Below are 16,480 nucleotides of genomic sequence, written 5' to 3' on the forward strand. Positions count from 1 at the left end.
ATTGATTTTAATTTTCGGGAACCTTTTAAAAGTATTGACCAACACAAATATTGGTGTATGTGAAAATAGATAGCTGACAGCTTTATGTATGTAGCTGTTATTTAACTGTTTGGGTAAAAGTGGTAGGGGAAGTAATTTTAACTTATAATCTTCAAGATACTAAGATTGAATTACTTTTATAGTGTAGTAGTGGTTAAAAAATGAAAAAGCCACGATTTAAGTTTCCTCAACTGGTGGCTTTTAAGCTATAATTTTATGCGTATTACTTATACAAAGAGTAGTATGATGGTCAGTAGCATACCGCCCAAAGTAAAATAAACACCTTTTTTAAATACAGTAGTTTTTGGCATAAACATCCAAAAGGAAGAAATTACAAAAAAGAGTAATGACAAGCCGAAAAATATATTCAGAAAATACACAGGGCTATTGGTGGTCGCTTTATGTAAGTGCTCCATTTTATCCAAGATAAAAGGAAGCTCCATTTTTTTTACCGTGGCCATACCTGTTTTTGAATTGTATTGACCTTGTTTAAAATAAACGATATCTCCTTCTGTTTTTTCAGGTTTTACGCCGCCTTTGATGCGAAGAGCACCACTAAGTTCACCGGCAGACAAGTTTGGGTCCAATTGTCTTTCCGTTATTTTTTCGCTCTTTAAAAAATCGGTAGTTCTAAAAATCATGATAATTCCGCTAATGGCGTACATAGCCATAATACCAGCTAGGAAGAAACCTAAGTAGCGGTGAATAATTCTCATGCGTAATCCTGTAGTCATTCTCATTTTTTAATTCTTAATGGTTGTTGATCTGTCTGCAAAAATAGAAACATCTATACTAATGGAATTAGACATTGTTTTTATGGAAAGGTTTAATATGCCTTATACATTTGAAAGGATAATTAGAATGAATAAACCATTTCATCCAAAAAAAAGCCCCAAGAAGAAAAATCTCCTTAGGGCAATCTCCGTTGTTTGGTAATTGTAATTATTTATACGCCTTTACACGTTCATCGGCTATAACTCCGTTCCAGTTCAATCCATATGCAAAATCATATGAATTACCTTCAGAATCTATATACGGCTGCATATCTCTTGGTACATCTTCAAATTGAGCCTCTACGGTTAACATATCGGCAGGCATTTGAAAGGGGAGTAGTGCAGAGGGTTCGGCAGCTCCTGTAATAATTTCCATTAAAGCTTGGTCTTGAACGCCCATGTGAATTAGTATGGAAGAAGCACTTTTCTCGATTTCAGAAAAAACCATTGGTTTAGAAACTTTTACGGAAACGATAACGTGTTTGTCGCCCATTTTTTTCTTCGTCTCATTGACCAATTGCATATCTGTTGTATTAATAGTTTTAACAGATTTTCCTTTATAAGATCTATTCGTAAAATCTTCTAATGGACTACCACCGGCCAAACTAACTTCACGAGCCGTAGTTGCAGTGTAATCTACATACTGTAAATTAATAGGAACGTAACCATTACCTCCTTTTTCTAGATCGGTACGGTTATAACCAACACCGCCATCTGGACTATAAATACCAACTAGGGCAAAATCTGCCTCTTCAGGTGTAGATACCACGTCAAAATACTTGGCTACCACCTCTAGATTGTATGGGTCAACCATTTTTTCTTCAGATGTCATACCCCACCAATTGGTACTTGGTGCAACATATCGTTGTGGTATGTACACCTTCTTTTTATCTTTAATTGGTAAAGTGTTTTTTTGATTTTTAAGCATCACTATTGATTTCAATTGTGCGTTGAAACCAGCTTTCATGAATTCGCTATTACCTACGGTCTTAGAAGTTTCGGTAACATCTAAATAAGGATTTTCAAATAGTCCGACTCTAAAAATATTGGTCAGTAAACGAACGGCCGAGGCTTCAAAACGGGTACGCATAGCTTCTGCCCCATGTTCTGCAACGCCCATATTATAGGCTTCTATTACCGGTCCCATATCATTGTTTCCGCCAAATTGATCTACACCTGCAGCAATTGCCTTATAATGACGCTCTGCAATGGTCATAGTCTCTACGCCCCAACTTTTACCTTCAAATTTGTCAACCGCCTTGACATCGTTTGTAATGCCCCAATCGGTACAGATGACACCCTCGTAACCATATTCTCCACGAAGTACATCTGTTAAAAGGTATTTGTTGAATCCGTTACCAACCGCTTCACCTTCACCGTCTGAAATGGTATAATAAGGCATAACGGCAGAAGCCATTTTAGTAGGTCCGTTTAACTTAAATGCCCCTTCCGTAAAAGGCTGTAAATGATCTTTTATATTTTTTCCTGGGTAAACAGCATAAGCACCATAACCAAAGTGACCATCACGACCACCTTCTTCTGGACCACCACCCGGCCAGTGTTTTATCATGGCATTGACACTTTGTGTTCCCCAATCGCCACCATCTGATGACTGAAAGCCATCTACATACGCACGTGCCAAATCTGTAGTCAAATCTGGGTCTTCACCCATAGTACCATCAAAACGGCTCCAACGTGGTTCCGTAGCCAGGTCTATTTGCGGAGATAAAGCAGTTGTGATACCCAAAGCCCTATACTCTACAGAGCCAATTTCCCCAAATTGCTTCATTAATTCTGGATCAAAAGATGCGGCAATGCCTAAAGTGCCGGGCCACATAGAAATTGCGCCACCTGCACCGGCATTGAATTCTGCATAAGAATCACTGCCATGTCTTGGGTCTGAACTGGTATTTACCGGTATACCCAAATACAAACTCTCAGCAAATGCTTGGGCATTATTGTTCCATTGTGCAGCTACTGCCGGACTTTCAACTGAAGTAATCAATACATGGCGTAAATGATCGTCTGTTAAAAATTTCTTTTGCCCGTCAGATAAATCACTAGAAGCAGCGCCACTTTCTTCAAATGGTTTTCCGTTATATACCGAAGAGCCATATCCACGACTGCCAGATGGTATTGACTGGTGTGAGCTGTATAGCATAAGTCCCGCTATATCTTCAAGACTCATCTTACTTGCCAATTCCTTGGCTCTTTCCGTTACAGGCAATCGCCAATCTTCATAACTATCCAGGCTTCCATTTTTATTCAAATCTTTAAACGCATATCTGTCTTGCGCAATAATGGCAACGCCAGATTCGGTTGAATATCCTAAAGTAGCACCATCTTCATTTGTAACTATAGTAATACCTTCTTTAACTTCAGAAGTATATTTTTCACTACAACTTGCCATCATAGAAAGTATGATGAAGGTAGTTGCGCTAAATTTGAAAGTTATTTTTTTCATTGATTTATATGTTAAATTGATATTCTAGGAAATTAAATGTTGAGGGTTTATTTAAAGAATGAAATGCTGCCAACGACCATTTTAACTATCTGAACGACAGGGCTTTTTTATTCGAAATAAATAGGATCAACTATTTAATTGCCTAAAACAATACTGAATAATTCTTTATCCAGCTGTGGCTTTACTTCACACGTAACATCAAAATGCATCGTTGCGGTATTGTTACTGTTATATGCTGGCCACTCTGGTAAGCCAGCATGATTAGGATTACCGGTTTTTGCAAAATTTAGCCATGCGCTACTCATTTTATCAGCAAGTTGATGAGCTTCTTCACCGCCACCGGTCATTTTATTGGCAAGATTTATATTGTCAAAAACAAACGGAAGTTCCATACAATGCAGTGCCTTATATTTACCATCAAACACTGGAGATTGCCATGTAAATAAATACATATATACGGGTGCTCCATTTAACCCAGATTTATCATTGGCTTCTTGTACGGCGCCAGGTCTAAACATGGTGTCAACATCTAAAAGGTCTTTTGCTTCTGTATCGTTTGGGTATGCTTTTTTAACGGCTTTTACATAGGCATCAGCTTTATCTTTGTAGGTATCTTTAATGTGCTTCATGATAGTTTCATCAGAAGCTCCAACAAAACGCATATTAGCAAAAGGGGCGAACTCGTTTTTTGCGGTACCAATTAAGAAAGGAATATCCTTAGAAACTGCTAACGCTTCTTTAGAGCTTAATTGATATGGAAGGTCCGTGCCATCTCTACTGGGCCCCCAATTTAATCCGAAACCAATAACAGGTTTGCCTGCCGCTTTCATTTGTGCGCCAACAACTTTAAGTGCTTTGCCACTTGCTTCTGCTAAAACTTCAAAAGGTATATTTTGAATACTGTCAACATTCGTTGTGTTTAAACCGAGAATCTTTAATGTTTCTGTGGCAATTGCTTGCGTATCTTCTTTCTCTAACATGGCTGTTCTAAAAGAGCCACTTTGATTTATAGCTTTATGAAAAAGTCCTTTAGCTTTAGGCATCGCCATAAGGGTAGTTACTTTGGCTCCACCACCAGATTGACCAAAAATGGTAACATTATTAGGGTCGCCACCAAAGTTTTCGATATTGTTCTTTACCCATTCTAGCGCCTTTACCATATCTAGAATACTGTTGTTGGCAGAGTGCTTATATTTTTCGCCATGAGCGGATAAATCTAAAAAACCAAGAACATTTAACCGGTGATTGATGGAAACGACCACTACATCACCCTTTTTAGCTAAGTTCTCTCCGTTATATGATGGTAATTCGTGACTAGAGCCGGTTGTGAATCCGCCACCGTGAATCCAAAATAATACCGGTCTTTTTTTAGCGGTAGTTGCTTGAGGTGTCCATACATTTAAACTAAGGCAATCTTCATTTGGAAATCCCCAATCATGATCAAAAACGAATTCAGATTCATCTTGAATAGCAGTAGTAGGATTCAATAAAGGAGCAACCGGACCATACATGGTCGTGCTTTTAATACCTTCCCATTTTGTAGGGTTTACGGCAGCTTCAAATCTTTTTGCCTGTGCATAGGGTATACCTTTAAACGTAGTAATATCATTATGGATATAACCCCGTATTTGTCCGAATTCAGTAGTTGTAGCAGGAACCTGTGATCCCGTAAGTACCACATCTTGCGCAGAAATAGAAGTACAGAATATCGTAACGACTAGTATAGTCGTTAATTGAATAAGATTTTTCATAATGTTTCTTGTAGTTTTAACTGCTTATTTAAACCCTATTTCTTTAAGTCCGTCATGACTAATTTTAATAGCATCTAAAGGCTTAAGACCTTCAAAAGTCATGTCTTGCTCTACCATGTAGTATTTCATGCCAGAAAGTTCTTTGTTATCAAGAATATTTTTGAAACCTATAGAACCTGTACCTACTGGTGCAAATCTACCTTGCTCATCCATATCCTTAACATGCCATATTTTAAAACGACCTGGGTATTTATTGAAGTAAGCAATTGGGTTTGCTTCAGCTTTTGTTACCCAAAATAAATCCATTTGAAAATTCAATAATTTAGGATTTACATTTTCTAATAGGTAATCTATAGGTACGATACCGTCAGCATTTTTCTTGAACTCAAAATCATGATTGTGGTATAATAATTTCAATCCTGCCTTGTTCGCTTTCTCGCCAAGTGTAGTTAAAATTTTAGCCAAATCTTCAACGGTACCGGTCATGCCCATTGTTCTATTTTCTTGGTTAAAAGTAAACATACCCATTGGTGGAATTGGAACTACAAAATATTTGAAACCTGCAGCCTTTGCATCTGCCATCATTTTATCTGCATTATCAATAGTAACCGCACTTTGGTGCGTACTTATTGGTTTTAATTTTAAAGATTTCAATAGGTCTTTAAAATCAGTAGGTGTCATGCCGTAATACTTGCCATCTTCATAACCAGCTGCTTCAATGTTCTTATAACCGGCATCTGAAACGGCTTGTAGAGTTGCCTTAGCATCTGTGCCCATGTCATCTCTTACCGTATAAAGTGCAAGACCGCCAAATTTCTTTTGGGCATAGGTCGTTAATGTAGCGCTCATGAAAATGGCGAGAACGAAACATTTTAAAAAGTTGTTGAGTGTTGAGTTTTTCATTGTTGTTGTTTTAATAATTTGATTTAGATTTAATTTTTTATGTAAAGCTGTATAGGTACGGAGCTTTGTGAGCCTTGCCTTCAAAGAGTTTTTCGTGCCGTTCTAATATGTCTAAGGATAGCATTTTACGCTGAAAACTGGTACGTCTTAATTTTTGGTCTAAAATAGCCTCAAAGACTTGTTGTAATTGCTTCATGGTAAATTTCTGAGGTAGCAGGTTCATACCAATTATTTTCTCGCTAATGTTATTGCGAAGAACCTCAAGTGCTTTGTCAACAATATCATTATGGTCCATCATTAATCTGGGAACATCTTCAATTGCATACCAGCCAATACTATCTGAAAGGTGATCGGGTTTTGGGTCTACGTCTTCGTAATTTATTAATGCATAATGACCTACGGTTATAAAGCGGTTCATCATCCATTTATTTTCTTCTATATCTTTATTATTTGCTTCTAATATTTTACGCATTGCAAAAGAATCAGATCTATCAAGAGATCCAAAAACTTGAAACTGATCTAAGAATACATTTTTTAAGCCGGTACGTTCTTCTACCCCTTGGTCTACCGCCTCTTTTAAGCTTTGGTTTTTTCTGATAAATCCGCCAGGAAGTGCAAAAAAGCCAGTATTCTGATATTCAAGAATAAGTATTTTTAGTGTTTTCCCATTAAAGCCGAAAATGACACAATCATAGGAAAGGTTGGGTATGAAATTCGTATTATCTGAACCTTTCATTAGTGAATTTGATAATATATTAGTTGTAATATATCAAATAAAGCACAAAAATATATGGAATCAAAGAATTATTGTCATAAAGTGAGACAATAGACAAAATATGCTGATTAAGAATGGGCTAGCATTCTTAATCAGCATATTTATAGCTAATGATATGTCTAAAAGACTTATGCGTTAATACCTTTGTAATACCATACGTTCATACTTTCTAAAGAATCTCTAACAATACAATTGTTAATGAGCGTTCCTGCCAAAATAAAACCGTGTTTACTAAAAGTAATATTTAATCCGTAAGAAGTGGCCCTAACCATTGTGTATATGGTTTTGCAGCAAAGTTTATCCATTTGTTTTTTAATCTCTTGTACCAAGAAATAAGATAAATTTTGACCTCTATAATCTGGATGAGTTACAAAATCAACAATTTCAACATTTGCCTCATTGGTATTCACGTCTAAAATGGCAGAGACTAATAACTCTCCGTTTTTATACAGGCCATAAAATTGATGGTCCAATTGCTCTAGTTGTGCGAAATAAGAAACATCTTTAATTTGATGAGGATGATATTTGTAAGCTTTCTCGTGCAAATCTTCTAATGTACTAAAATCAATAGAAGTAAGCTCTTTAATATTGAGATTCAATGGCAACTCAAAATGTGAATCCGAATTTGGTTTATTGGCTGCCTTAGCAATAGTTTTTACAGTGGCAATTGTCTTATTGTTTTTTTCATCATTCAAAAGACGTTTTTGATTGGTATAATCGGCAAGAAAATAACCATCTATAGTACCATTATAAAGTCCGGGGATTTTAGCTTCTATCGTAAACCCTTTAGACTTAAAAGTATTCACCCCTTTTTCAGAGGCCTTGCCAAGAATTTTTTCATATTGCTTTTCTTTGGCAAGTTGTTTCATTTTAGGAAGTAGGCTGTCTAAATCAACATGATCTGCTTCGGTTAAATAAATACGATTGTGCATATTGCCATGATAGACTAATGCACCGTCTATGTTTTCAATTGTTTCAAACATAAATTTCGATTTTCTAGTAAATTATTCCGTTAGCTATTCTCGAACTTGACCATCGCCAAATACATAGTATTTATTGGTGACCAATTGCTTGAGACCAAGTGGCCCCCTATGGTGAAGCTTATCTGTACTAATGGCTAATTCTGCGCCAACACCCATTTGCCCACCATCTGTGAACCTTGTAGATGCATTTTGGTACACGGCAGCACAATCTACTTCTTCCATAAATTGCATGGCCGAATTTTTATTGGTGGTCATAATCGTGGCAGAATGTCCTCCAGAATTATCGTTGATTTTCTCAACTGCTTCTTCAAGAGATTCCACAGAACCCAAACAACATTTCATGGCTAGAAATTCTTCTTTCCAAACGGATGGATTTTCTATGCGATTAGCTACTTTAATTAAGGAACTGACATCTGAGTCTACCAAAGTTTCAACACCATTTATAGTTAGTAAGTTGTAAAGGTCCTTTAGCTTATCCTCATAATTTTCAATTTGTGAGCTAATTAATATTTTATCCAATGCATTGCACGCAGATATTTTAGCGGTTTTTGCATTAAGAATAACCTTTACACTTTTCTCCCAATTGGCATCTTCATCTATATATAGAAAATTATTACCGCGGCCACTAACTAACACGGCGCATGTGGCATGTTGCTTTACAAAGTTTATAAGACGCTCGCCACCACGTGGTACAATCAAATCTAACTTCTCTGGCGGATTTTTCAAGAACATTTGGGTTTCTTCTCGGTTTAAAATCAATTGTTGAATGAAATTCTTTGATAAACCGTTTTCCTTTAAAGCTTGGTGCCAAAGTTCAACAAGAACGGTGTTACTATGTAATGCCTCTTTACCACCTTTTAGAAAAATTTTGTTGTTAGCTTTAAATGCTAATACGGCCGCTTCAATGGTAACATCTGGTCTAGATTCATAAATAATTAAAATAGTGCCAAATGGAGAGGTTCTATTATTTATTTCCAATCCGTTCTCCAATAACTTTGTAGAAATGGTCTTGCTCACGGGATCTTCTTGTGACCTAACTTCTTTAATAGATGCTATCATACCATCAATCTTGCCATCGGTAACAATTAACCGGTCGTACATCGCTTGGTCTTCTAGATTAAATAGTTCTAAATCTTTTTTGTTAGCAGTAAGAATGCTATTTCGGTTAGTATCCAAAAGTTGCATCATACTACTTAAAACCTTATTCTTTATATCTGTTGAAATTATTTTCATAACGCTTCTGCTTTTTCTTCTAGGGTCACTTTTGTACCCACATTTTTTCCGTCTATAATATTAATTATGGTTCGGTCTTTTTTACCGTTTGCAATGTAGGTTGGTATGTTGTTGGCAGCTGCTTGTTGGGCATAATCTAATTTAGACCCCATGCCGCCACGACCTTCACCGGCTTTTTTGTTACTGTCTTTTATAAATTCATCAAGATTTTCATCAGGATTTACATGTTCAATAAGATCACTACTGTCTAAATTTGGGTGACCAGTGTAAAGTCCGTCAATATCAGTTAGAATAATCATCTTATCGGCATCAATAAGCTGTGCAATTAAACTGGCTAGCTCATCATTATCTGAGAACATGCTCATGGTTACCGAAACGGCATCATCTTCATTTGCAATAGGAATTACACCTTCAGATAATAATCCTTCGACACAATCAATCATATTCTGTCTATGCACACCTGGTGTAAAATCTCGCTTTGTAGGCAGTACCTGTGCACATTTCATTCCGTAATCATTAAATATATTGTAATACAACCGCATCATACGCGGTTGCCCTATGGCTGAGTATACTTGCCTGCGTTGTGTATCGTCTTCAATAGATGAAGCACCTAATACTTCACGCCCCGCAATAACGGAGCCTGAAGAAACTAGTACGGTTATAATATCTCTTTCATATAATTCAGCAATCTGTTGTACCAAATTTCGCAATACCGGTCTCACAATACGATTGTCCTTATTGGTCATTACGTTGGTGCCTACCTTTATTACTATTTTCTGTTTATACATTTACCTTTTCTTTTCCAAGTTCAACGGCACGTTCAAATGCGGCGAACGCAGCATCTTTAATTAATTCTCCTACATTATTATTTTCCATAGAATCTAAGGCAGCACGTGTGGTACCGCCTTTACTGGCAACTTTGTCCATCCAAGAATTTGGTGACAATTCATTTTGATTAAAAAGTTCAATAGCTCCCGTAAATGTTTGTGCTACCAATACCTTAGATACATTAGGTGTAAAGCCCATTTTCAATGCAGCTTCCATCATGCTTTGCATAAAGTAAAATACATAAGCAGGACCACTACCTGAAATTCCGGTAGAAGCATCTATGAAATTTTCATTACTTACTTGAATAGACTTCCCTGTAGTGTCAAGCAAACTTTCAATAGTCAGCAGTTCAATTCTGGTTACTTCTTCAGAAGCAACAAATGAGGTCAATCCTCTGCCTATTGATGCTGGTAAATTAGGCATGGCGCGCACTATTTTTGTGAGTCCGGTTAAGTTTTGAATGGTTTCTATAGTAACACCTGCCATTATCGAAATAACGATTTGACCAGGTTTTACTAACGGATTTAATTTTAGAAAAACACTCTCTGCGTGATATGGTTTTACAGCTATAAAAATGATATCTGCCTGTGGGGCACATTTCTTTAAATCATCAAAAGCATCAAATTGTGGATTTTCTCTTAATTCTTCTAATTTATCTTCAGAAGTATCGAGTACCATTATATTTCTTTTCTTCAGTAATTTTGATTTGGACATGCCTTCTGCATACGTCAATCCCATGTTTCCGGCTCCTATTACTAGTATTTTCATGAATTCAATTTAAATTATTGGATAATATATGTGTAATTGTTTTTTTAGATAAAAAGCATTTTTTCAATGGCATTATTTTTACGCCCAAGGTAAATTTGCTTATAAGTGTGTAATGTTTTTATGCGAATGCCCATAAAGTATTTTGCAATAGATGTCACTTTCGCTTTTTTAAGTCCGGTACGTGTTCTGTATAATTCTTTGATATGAGTTTCTCTTTTGATGTAAATAAATTTCATGTAATAATATTTAAAGCAGTAACATAACATATGCCTTGCCAACTCCAAATTAGAGGTGTTAAGCTTGTGTTATACTATTGCTTACAGATGTTAATAATAAGCTCTAAATGAGAATTTTAGCTAGTGTGTTTAGCCTGTTTTTATAAGTAAGCGCGTAAGATTTCTGTATTATTTGTGCGGCGTAACGATTTTAAACCTTTGTCTTTTATTTGACGCACACGTTCTCTGGTTACATCAAAAACTTCACCAATTTCAACCAGGCTCATGGCGGGTTGGTTGCCTAAGCCAAAGAAAAGGCGCAAGACATCTCCTTGGCGCTCTGGTATTTTTTTCAATACCTGATTAATGTCGGTCTCCAAAGATTCTGCAATCATTCCTTTATCTGGACTGTTCATTGTGGTAGACTCTAGAACGTTGTATAAAGATGAAGATTCGCCCTCTTTAAAAGGGGCATCCAAAGAAATAGATTTACCTGAATTCTTAATTGAACTTTTAACTTTTGACACATTTATATCTAGTTCCGTGGCAATTTCACCGGCACTTGGCGGTCGTTCATTGGCTTGCTCTAAAGTGGAATATACTTGATAGATTTTAGTGTTTACGGCAATTTTATTCTGAGGTATGCGTATCATCCTAGATTTGTTAGATAGTGCTTGTAGAATAGATTGGCGAATCCACCAAACGGCGTAAGAAATAAATTTAAATCCTCTGGTTTCATCAAAGCGTTTAGCTGCCTTGACCAACCCTAAATTACCCTCATTGATAAGGTCGGTTAGGCGCAAACCTCTACCTTGGTACTGCTTAGCAGCCGACACAACGAACCTTAAATTTGCGCTCACTAGTTGATCTAGTGCTTTCTGATCACCATCACGAATTTTCTGTGCCAGTTCAACCTCTTCGTCTGCAGTAATTAAATCTATTTTACTGATTTCCTGGAAATATTTTTCTAATGATTTGGCATCTCTGTTCGTAATTTGTTTGGTAATCTTTAATTGTCGCATAGAATATAATTGGGTTAATCTATAACATAGTAAAAATTAGTTAAAATGCAAGAAATTTACGCGTTTTATGAATTATTTGACTATTTTCAATGGTTTTTTACTTGTTTTTGGGTGAAAATGAGAGTTTTTTGATGATTTTTATAGTATGTGGTTTATTGATTTTAAAAAAAAACGAAATTCAATTTTATTGAGTTAAGATTATCCTTTCAATTTGCTTTATTTGCAAATACAATTCAAAATATTGTGTTGAAAATTGTGTTATTCTTATTGCGCGATTTATTTTGGCATGTTTAGAATTTTGACCGTTAATCGTAATATAGATACTTCAATTTAAGATTCTTATGAATAAAAAATTTCATTTTCTCGATGATGGTGGTGAGATGGGTAGGTTAATGAGAGAGAAAGACTGGTCTTTGACCCCTTTAGGTCCGCCAGAAAGTTGGCCTCAAAGTTTAAGGACCACTTTAAATATTTTATTGAATTGCCCATTTCCCATGTTTTTGTTTTGGGGAAAAAAATTAAAAGGATTTTATAATGACGCATATAGGCCAAGTTTGGGTACAGATGGTAAACATCCTTTTATTTTAGGATTAAATGGTAAGGAATCATGGCCGGAAATTTGGGATGAAATTAACCCGTTATTGACAGCTGTAACCGAGAAAGGGGAGACCATTAAAATGGAAAACCAACTCATACCTTTTTATAGAAATGGTCGAATTGAAGATATTTATTGGACCTTTAGTTATAGCCCTGTAAAAGATGAATCTGGAAATGTTGCTGGCGTTTTAACAGTTTGTACGGACACCACTGAAGCGGTACTTGCTGAGAGGCGATTAAGAGAAAGTGAACGTAGGTTTAGGGAGTTGGCAAATCTATCTCCAGTGTGGATTTGGATTACCGACAATGATATTAATATTGAATATGCAAACAAGGCATTATTAGATTACGTAGGCATAAAAAAGGAATCTGATTTTACCGGACAAGTATGGGTCGATGTTGTACATCCACATGATTTAGAAATAGTATATGCAGGTTTTGGAAAAGCAGTAGAACAACAGACAGGTTTTGCCTTAGAATATAGGGTTATAAATTATGCTACTAGTAAATTTGAATGGTTTAAAGTATTGGGAGTTCCTAAATTTGAGGAAGGTAAAATGGTAGGTTTTATTGGTACTGCCATGAATATAGACAAGCAAAAATCATTTGCTGATCAATTAAAGGAAGAAGTAAGTAGTAGAACAAAACAACTGGCAGATAGTAATTTAAAGCTTGAGGAAATGAATAAAGAACTTCAGTCCTTCGCTTATATTTCCAGTCATGACTTACAAGAACCGCTACGTAAAATTCAAATGTTTTCTGAGGTGTTGATGGAGAAAGAATATGATAAACTATCATCTTCAGGAAAGACTAAGTTTGAAAAAATACAGTCTGCCGCATACAGAATGCAATCATTAATAAATGACCTTTTATCATACTCTCGTGCAGATACCGAAAAAAGGGTGTTTGAAACAATCGATTTAAAAAATCTCGTAGACGATGTTAAAAATGATTTAGGAGAAGAATTAAGTAAAAAGGGTGGTACAATTACGCTAAAAAATTCAATTGAAATTGAAGTGGTAAAATTCCAATTTCGCCAATTGATGTACAATCTTTTATCGAACTCCATTAAGTATTCTAGAAGCGATGTAGCGCCAGTAGTTACCGTAGAAACAGAGATAATTACAAATGCTAAATCTATAGATGAGAATTTATTGAATAATAAAGAATATGTTCAAATCACCATTACCGATAATGGAATTGGATTTGAAGAGCAATTTTCTAAAAAAATATTTGAAGTATTTCAACGACTACATTCTAAGCAAGAGTATGTTGGTACAGGTATTGGATTGGCTATTGTAAAAAAGATTGTTCAAAATCATTTAGGTAGTATAAGTGCAGAAGGCATTCCAGGCGAAGGTTCTGTGTTTAAAATACTGGTACCTAAAAATCAATAGTTTTTTTAGTCTGGAGTATCGCTTTTTCAATTCATTTATAGCCATTTGCTTTGTTTGGTTAGCGAGGTCATATTTTTAATATTCCCCTAATCATCAGTAAACTACAGGCAGCGATACCATTTTAATAAAAATTTAGTGTAAAATAGTTTTAGAGTTAAAGCATCTCCTTTTAAGGATACTATTTGCATTTCATGCAGTCTACTTTTGACACATGAATACTACAATAACAAAATCGGCAGGTATGGGTGCTGTCATAAATGATGGTGCTGTAACCTTTAGAGTGTGGGCTCCGAATGCGAAGAAGGTTTTCGTAGGTGGTAGCTTTAATGATTGGAATAAAAATGAAATTGCTCTTGAAGCAGAAGAAAATGGCTATTGGGCTGTAAGTACCGATGCAGCTTCTGAAGAAGATGAGTATAAATTCTTTATTGAATATAACGGTAAACTGTTATCTAGAAATGATCCATATGCTTTTGAAGTAACGAATAGCGATGGTAATTCTATTATTAGAAGACTAGATTTCTCATGGGACGATGCCGATTTTAATATGCCAAGTTGGAACGAGCTTGTTATTTATGAACTACATGTAGGTACATTTAACCGTTCTGCCCCAGACGCTATTGGTACGTTTGAAGATGTAATAACCAAATTACCTTACTTAAAGAAATTAGGTATTAATTGCATTGAATTACTACCTGTTGCAGAATTTGCCGGTGGCATATCTTGGGGATATAATCCTGCACACCCATTTGCTATTGAGCAGGATTATGGTGGTCCTGATGGATTTGCCAAATTGGTAAACGAAGCGCACAAAATAGGAATTGCTGTAATCATGGATGTGGTTTACAACCACTTTGGTCCGTCTGATGTAGATTTATGGCAGTTTGATGGATGGAGCGAGAATGACAAAGGTGGAATTTATTTCTACAATGACCATAGAAGCGATACACCTTGGGGAGATACTAGACCAGATTATGGTAGGGAAGAGGTAAGGCAATATTTGAGGGACAATGCATTAATGTGGATTGAAAAATATCATTGTGATGGTCTTAGAATGGATGCTACATCTTACATACGTTATGAGGGTGGTGGTCTTGGATATGATACTGAAATTGAAGAAGGTAATATTCTTATGCGCGATATCAATTCAGAAATTCGAGAGAAGTATCCACATATACTTACTATTGCAGAAGATTTAAAAGGTGATAGTAGGGTAACGGATTCTATAGAGGAAAATGGACTGGATTATGGCTCTCAGTGGGATATGAATTTTGTACATCCGGTAAGAGAGGTAATTGAAGATACACATGATGACAGCAGAGATTTACAGAAAGTGGTAGATGCTTTAGAATTTAGGTATAGTAATGATGCCTTTAGTCGTATTGTGTATACAGAATCTCATGATGAGGTAGCTAATGGTAAGGCAAGAGTACCAGAAGAGATTCAGCCTGGTGATGCAGAAAGTGATTTTGCTAAAAAAAGAGCCATTTTAGGTATTGTACTTACATTGACCGCGCCTGGCATACCCATGTTATTTCAAGGGCAAGAATTTATTGAGGACGAATATTTTCAAGATACCGAAGGCTTAGATTGGGAAAAGGAAAAGAAACACAAGGGTATAGAGAAATTGATTGGAGATATTATAAAATTGAGAACAGGAGAATCTGCAGGTGCTAAAGGATTGCGAAGTCAGCACATTGAAATCTTGCACGTTAATCATGATACTAAGATATTGGCTTATAACAGATTTGACGCTAATGATCCCACAGAACCAGTACTCGTAGTATTGAATTTTAGTAACCAAGAATATGAAAATTATGGTATTGGTTTAAAAGCAAATGAGCCTTTTCAATTAAAGATAAATGCGGCCAGTAAAATTTATGATGAAGCTTTTTCTGAGTTGCCGGTGGATAGTGTTGAGGTGGTAGAAGAGAATACAGATGCTAAAAATTGGACAGGGAAGATTAATATTCCGGCATACGCTTCTTTAATTTTTACCAAAGGGTAATGATTTTCCTGTAGTTTATTACTTACAACTTAAATTTTGTAGCTTAAATCTTACATTGTATATGATTTTTTGTCTAGGGTCTAAAAGTGGTAATAATTTATCGTATTTTGTTATATAATGTTTTTCTAAAATAATAATTTTACAAACTTTTATGTTGCGAATTAATTGTGATTTATTGAATGGAATATAGTTTCATATATAACCCTGAAAAATTGGTTAATGAAGTATTTCAAAAAACAATGGTCGCTGCTGGGGTTGATTTTGAAATTTTGCAAGATGGAACCATTAAGTTGCCTGAAAATTTAAGTGATGAAAAACTTAAGTCAATTTCAGAAGAACTAGAAGGTTTTGGTATAAAGATTCAAACGAAAGAGAATCGAGATATCGTTGAGGAGATTAAGATTTATATAAAGAAAATGGTTTATGAAGGCGATATTAGAAACGTAAAAATATCAGAATCGCTATCTAATCAGCTGGGTTTTAGTTATCCATATCTTTCTAATCTATTTTCTAGTAAAACTTTTACCTCAATAGAGAATTTTTATATATTAGTGCGCATTGAAAAAGTGAAGGAGTTGGTGCTATTAGATAATACAAGTTTAAGTGAGATTGCTCATGATTTGAATTTTAGTAGCGTACCTCATTTATCAAATCAGTTCAAAAAAGTTACTGGGTTAACCATTACTCAGTATTTGAAGTTTAGAAAAAAGTGAGAAGAACGGTT

General features: G+C 35.6%; 14 protein-coding genes. 3 read left to right on the forward strand and 11 right to left on the reverse strand.

Annotated elements, in window-relative coordinates; translation table 11 throughout:
* Positions 1-266: 266 nt before the first annotated feature.
* From P178_RS0109850 to P178_RS0109905, 11 genes are all read right to left on the reverse strand, one after another.
* Positions 267-779: a membrane protein gene (locus P178_RS0109850; protein WP_036146010.1), complete on the reverse strand. Its 513-nt coding sequence runs from the start codon at positions 777-779 to the stop codon at positions 267-269.
* A 202-nt stretch (positions 780-981) separates the two neighbouring features.
* Positions 982-3,225 (reverse strand): glycoside hydrolase family 3 N-terminal domain-containing protein, encoded by a 2,244-nt coding sequence (locus P178_RS0109860; protein ID WP_410477206.1) that lies wholly within the window; start codon positions 3,223-3,225, stop codon positions 982-984.
* Between the two features lie 185 nt (positions 3,226-3,410).
* Positions 3,411-5,027, reverse strand: a complete 1,617-nt coding sequence (locus tag P178_RS0109865; RefSeq protein ID WP_027066078.1) for a carboxylesterase/lipase family protein — start codon at positions 5,025-5,027, stop codon at positions 3,411-3,413.
* A gap of 24 nt (positions 5,028-5,051) precedes the next feature.
* Positions 5,052-5,930 (reverse strand): TIM barrel protein, encoded by an 879-nt coding sequence (locus P178_RS0109870; protein ID WP_027066079.1) that lies wholly within the window; start codon positions 5,928-5,930, stop codon positions 5,052-5,054.
* A 37-nt stretch (positions 5,931-5,967) separates the two neighbouring features.
* Positions 5,968-6,666 (reverse strand): NUDIX hydrolase, encoded by a 699-nt coding sequence (locus tag P178_RS0109875; RefSeq protein WP_027066080.1) that lies wholly within the window; start codon positions 6,664-6,666, stop codon positions 5,968-5,970.
* 167 nt (positions 6,667-6,833) lie between these two features.
* Complete coding sequence (ablB, locus tag P178_RS0109880; RefSeq protein WP_027066081.1) at positions 6,834-7,688, reverse strand: putative beta-lysine N-acetyltransferase; 855 nt, start codon at positions 7,686-7,688, stop codon at positions 6,834-6,836.
* Between the two features lie 33 nt (positions 7,689-7,721).
* Positions 7,722-8,921 carry a glutamate-5-semialdehyde dehydrogenase gene (locus P178_RS0109885; RefSeq protein WP_027066082.1) on the reverse strand — a complete coding sequence of 400 codons (1,200 nt, stop codon included), beginning with the start codon at positions 8,919-8,921 and terminating at the stop codon, positions 7,722-7,724.
* Complete coding sequence (gene proB, locus P178_RS0109890; RefSeq protein WP_027066083.1) at positions 8,918-9,709, reverse strand: glutamate 5-kinase; 792 nt, start codon at positions 9,707-9,709, stop codon at positions 8,918-8,920. The genes P178_RS0109885 and proB overlap by 4 nt, the downstream gene beginning before the upstream one ends.
* Complete coding sequence (gene proC, locus P178_RS0109895; RefSeq protein WP_027066084.1) at positions 9,702-10,517, reverse strand: pyrroline-5-carboxylate reductase; 816 nt, start codon at positions 10,515-10,517, stop codon at positions 9,702-9,704. Before proC ends, proB begins: the two co-directional genes overlap by 8 nt.
* Positions 10,518-10,561: 44 nt before the next feature.
* A complete protein-coding gene (locus P178_RS0109900; protein ID WP_027066085.1) occupies positions 10,562-10,753 on the reverse strand; it encodes a hypothetical protein in 192 nt (63 codons plus the stop codon).
* A gap of 140 nt (positions 10,754-10,893) precedes the next feature.
* Positions 10,894-11,754, reverse strand: a complete 861-nt coding sequence (locus tag P178_RS0109905; RefSeq protein ID WP_027066086.1) for an RNA polymerase sigma factor RpoD/SigA — start codon at positions 11,752-11,754, stop codon at positions 10,894-10,896.
* 341 nt (positions 11,755-12,095) lie between these two features.
* Between P178_RS0109905 and P178_RS0109910 the strand changes: the two genes are divergently transcribed.
* The 3 genes from P178_RS0109910 to P178_RS21740 all read left to right on the forward strand — a co-directional run bounded on the left by P178_RS0109910 (position 12,096) and on the right by P178_RS21740 (position 16,469).
* A complete protein-coding gene (locus P178_RS0109910; RefSeq protein WP_036146016.1) occupies positions 12,096-13,748 on the forward strand; it encodes a PAS domain-containing sensor histidine kinase in 1,653 nt (550 codons plus the stop codon).
* 211 nt (positions 13,749-13,959) lie between these two features.
* The gene (locus P178_RS0109915; RefSeq protein ID WP_027066088.1) at positions 13,960-15,756 is read left to right on the forward strand and encodes an alpha-amylase family glycosyl hydrolase; all 1,797 of its coding nucleotides are present in this window, start codon (positions 13,960-13,962) and stop codon (positions 15,754-15,756) included.
* 179 nt (positions 15,757-15,935) lie between these two features.
* The gene (locus tag P178_RS21740; protein WP_051638222.1) at positions 15,936-16,469 is read left to right on the forward strand and encodes a helix-turn-helix domain-containing protein; all 534 of its coding nucleotides are present in this window, start codon (positions 15,936-15,938) and stop codon (positions 16,467-16,469) included.
* Positions 16,470-16,480 lie beyond the last annotated feature (11 nt).

It is taken from the genome of Maribacter sp. Hel_I_7, assembly GCF_000688315.1.
Classification (GTDB): domain Bacteria; phylum Bacteroidota; class Bacteroidia; order Flavobacteriales; family Flavobacteriaceae; genus Maribacter; species Maribacter stanieri.

Coding starts and splice junctions, on each gene's coding strand:
- ablB (WP_027066081.1), bottom strand. CDS start 7,688: ATGTTTGAAACAATTGAAAACATAGACGGTGCATTAGTCTATCATGGC.
- P178_RS0109850 (WP_036146010.1), bottom strand. CDS start 779: ATGAGAATGACTACAGGATTACGCATGAGAATTATTCACCGCTACTTA.
- P178_RS0109910 (WP_036146016.1), top strand. CDS start 12,096: ATGAATAAAAAATTTCATTTTCTCGATGATGGTGGTGAGATGGGTAGG.
- proB (WP_027066083.1), bottom strand. CDS start 9,709: ATGTATAAACAGAAAATAGTAATAAAGGTAGGCACCAACGTAATGACC.
- P178_RS0109885 (WP_027066082.1), bottom strand. CDS start 8,921: ATGAAAATAATTTCAACAGATATAAAGAATAAGGTTTTAAGTAGTATG.
- P178_RS0109870 (WP_027066079.1), bottom strand. CDS start 5,930: ATGAAAAACTCAACACTCAACAACTTTTTAAAATGTTTCGTTCTCGCC.
- P178_RS0109875 (WP_027066080.1), bottom strand. CDS start 6,666: ATGAAAGGTTCAGATAATACGAATTTCATACCCAACCTTTCCTATGAT.
- P178_RS0109915 (WP_027066088.1), top strand. CDS start 13,960: ATGAATACTACAATAACAAAATCGGCAGGTATGGGTGCTGTCATAAAT.
- P178_RS0109865 (WP_027066078.1), bottom strand. CDS start 5,027: ATGAAAAATCTTATTCAATTAACGACTATACTAGTCGTTACGATATTC.
- P178_RS0109905 (WP_027066086.1), bottom strand. CDS start 11,754: ATGCGACAATTAAAGATTACCAAACAAATTACGAACAGAGATGCCAAA.
- P178_RS21740 (WP_051638222.1), top strand. CDS start 15,936: ATGGAATATAGTTTCATATATAACCCTGAAAAATTGGTTAATGAAGTA.
- proC (WP_027066084.1), bottom strand. CDS start 10,517: ATGAAAATACTAGTAATAGGAGCCGGAAACATGGGATTGACGTATGCA.
- P178_RS0109860 (WP_410477206.1), bottom strand. CDS start 3,225: ATGATGGCAAGTTGTAGTGAAAAATATACTTCTGAAGTTAAAGAAGGT.
- P178_RS0109900 (WP_027066085.1), bottom strand. CDS start 10,753: ATGAAATTTATTTACATCAAAAGAGAAACTCATATCAAAGAATTATAC.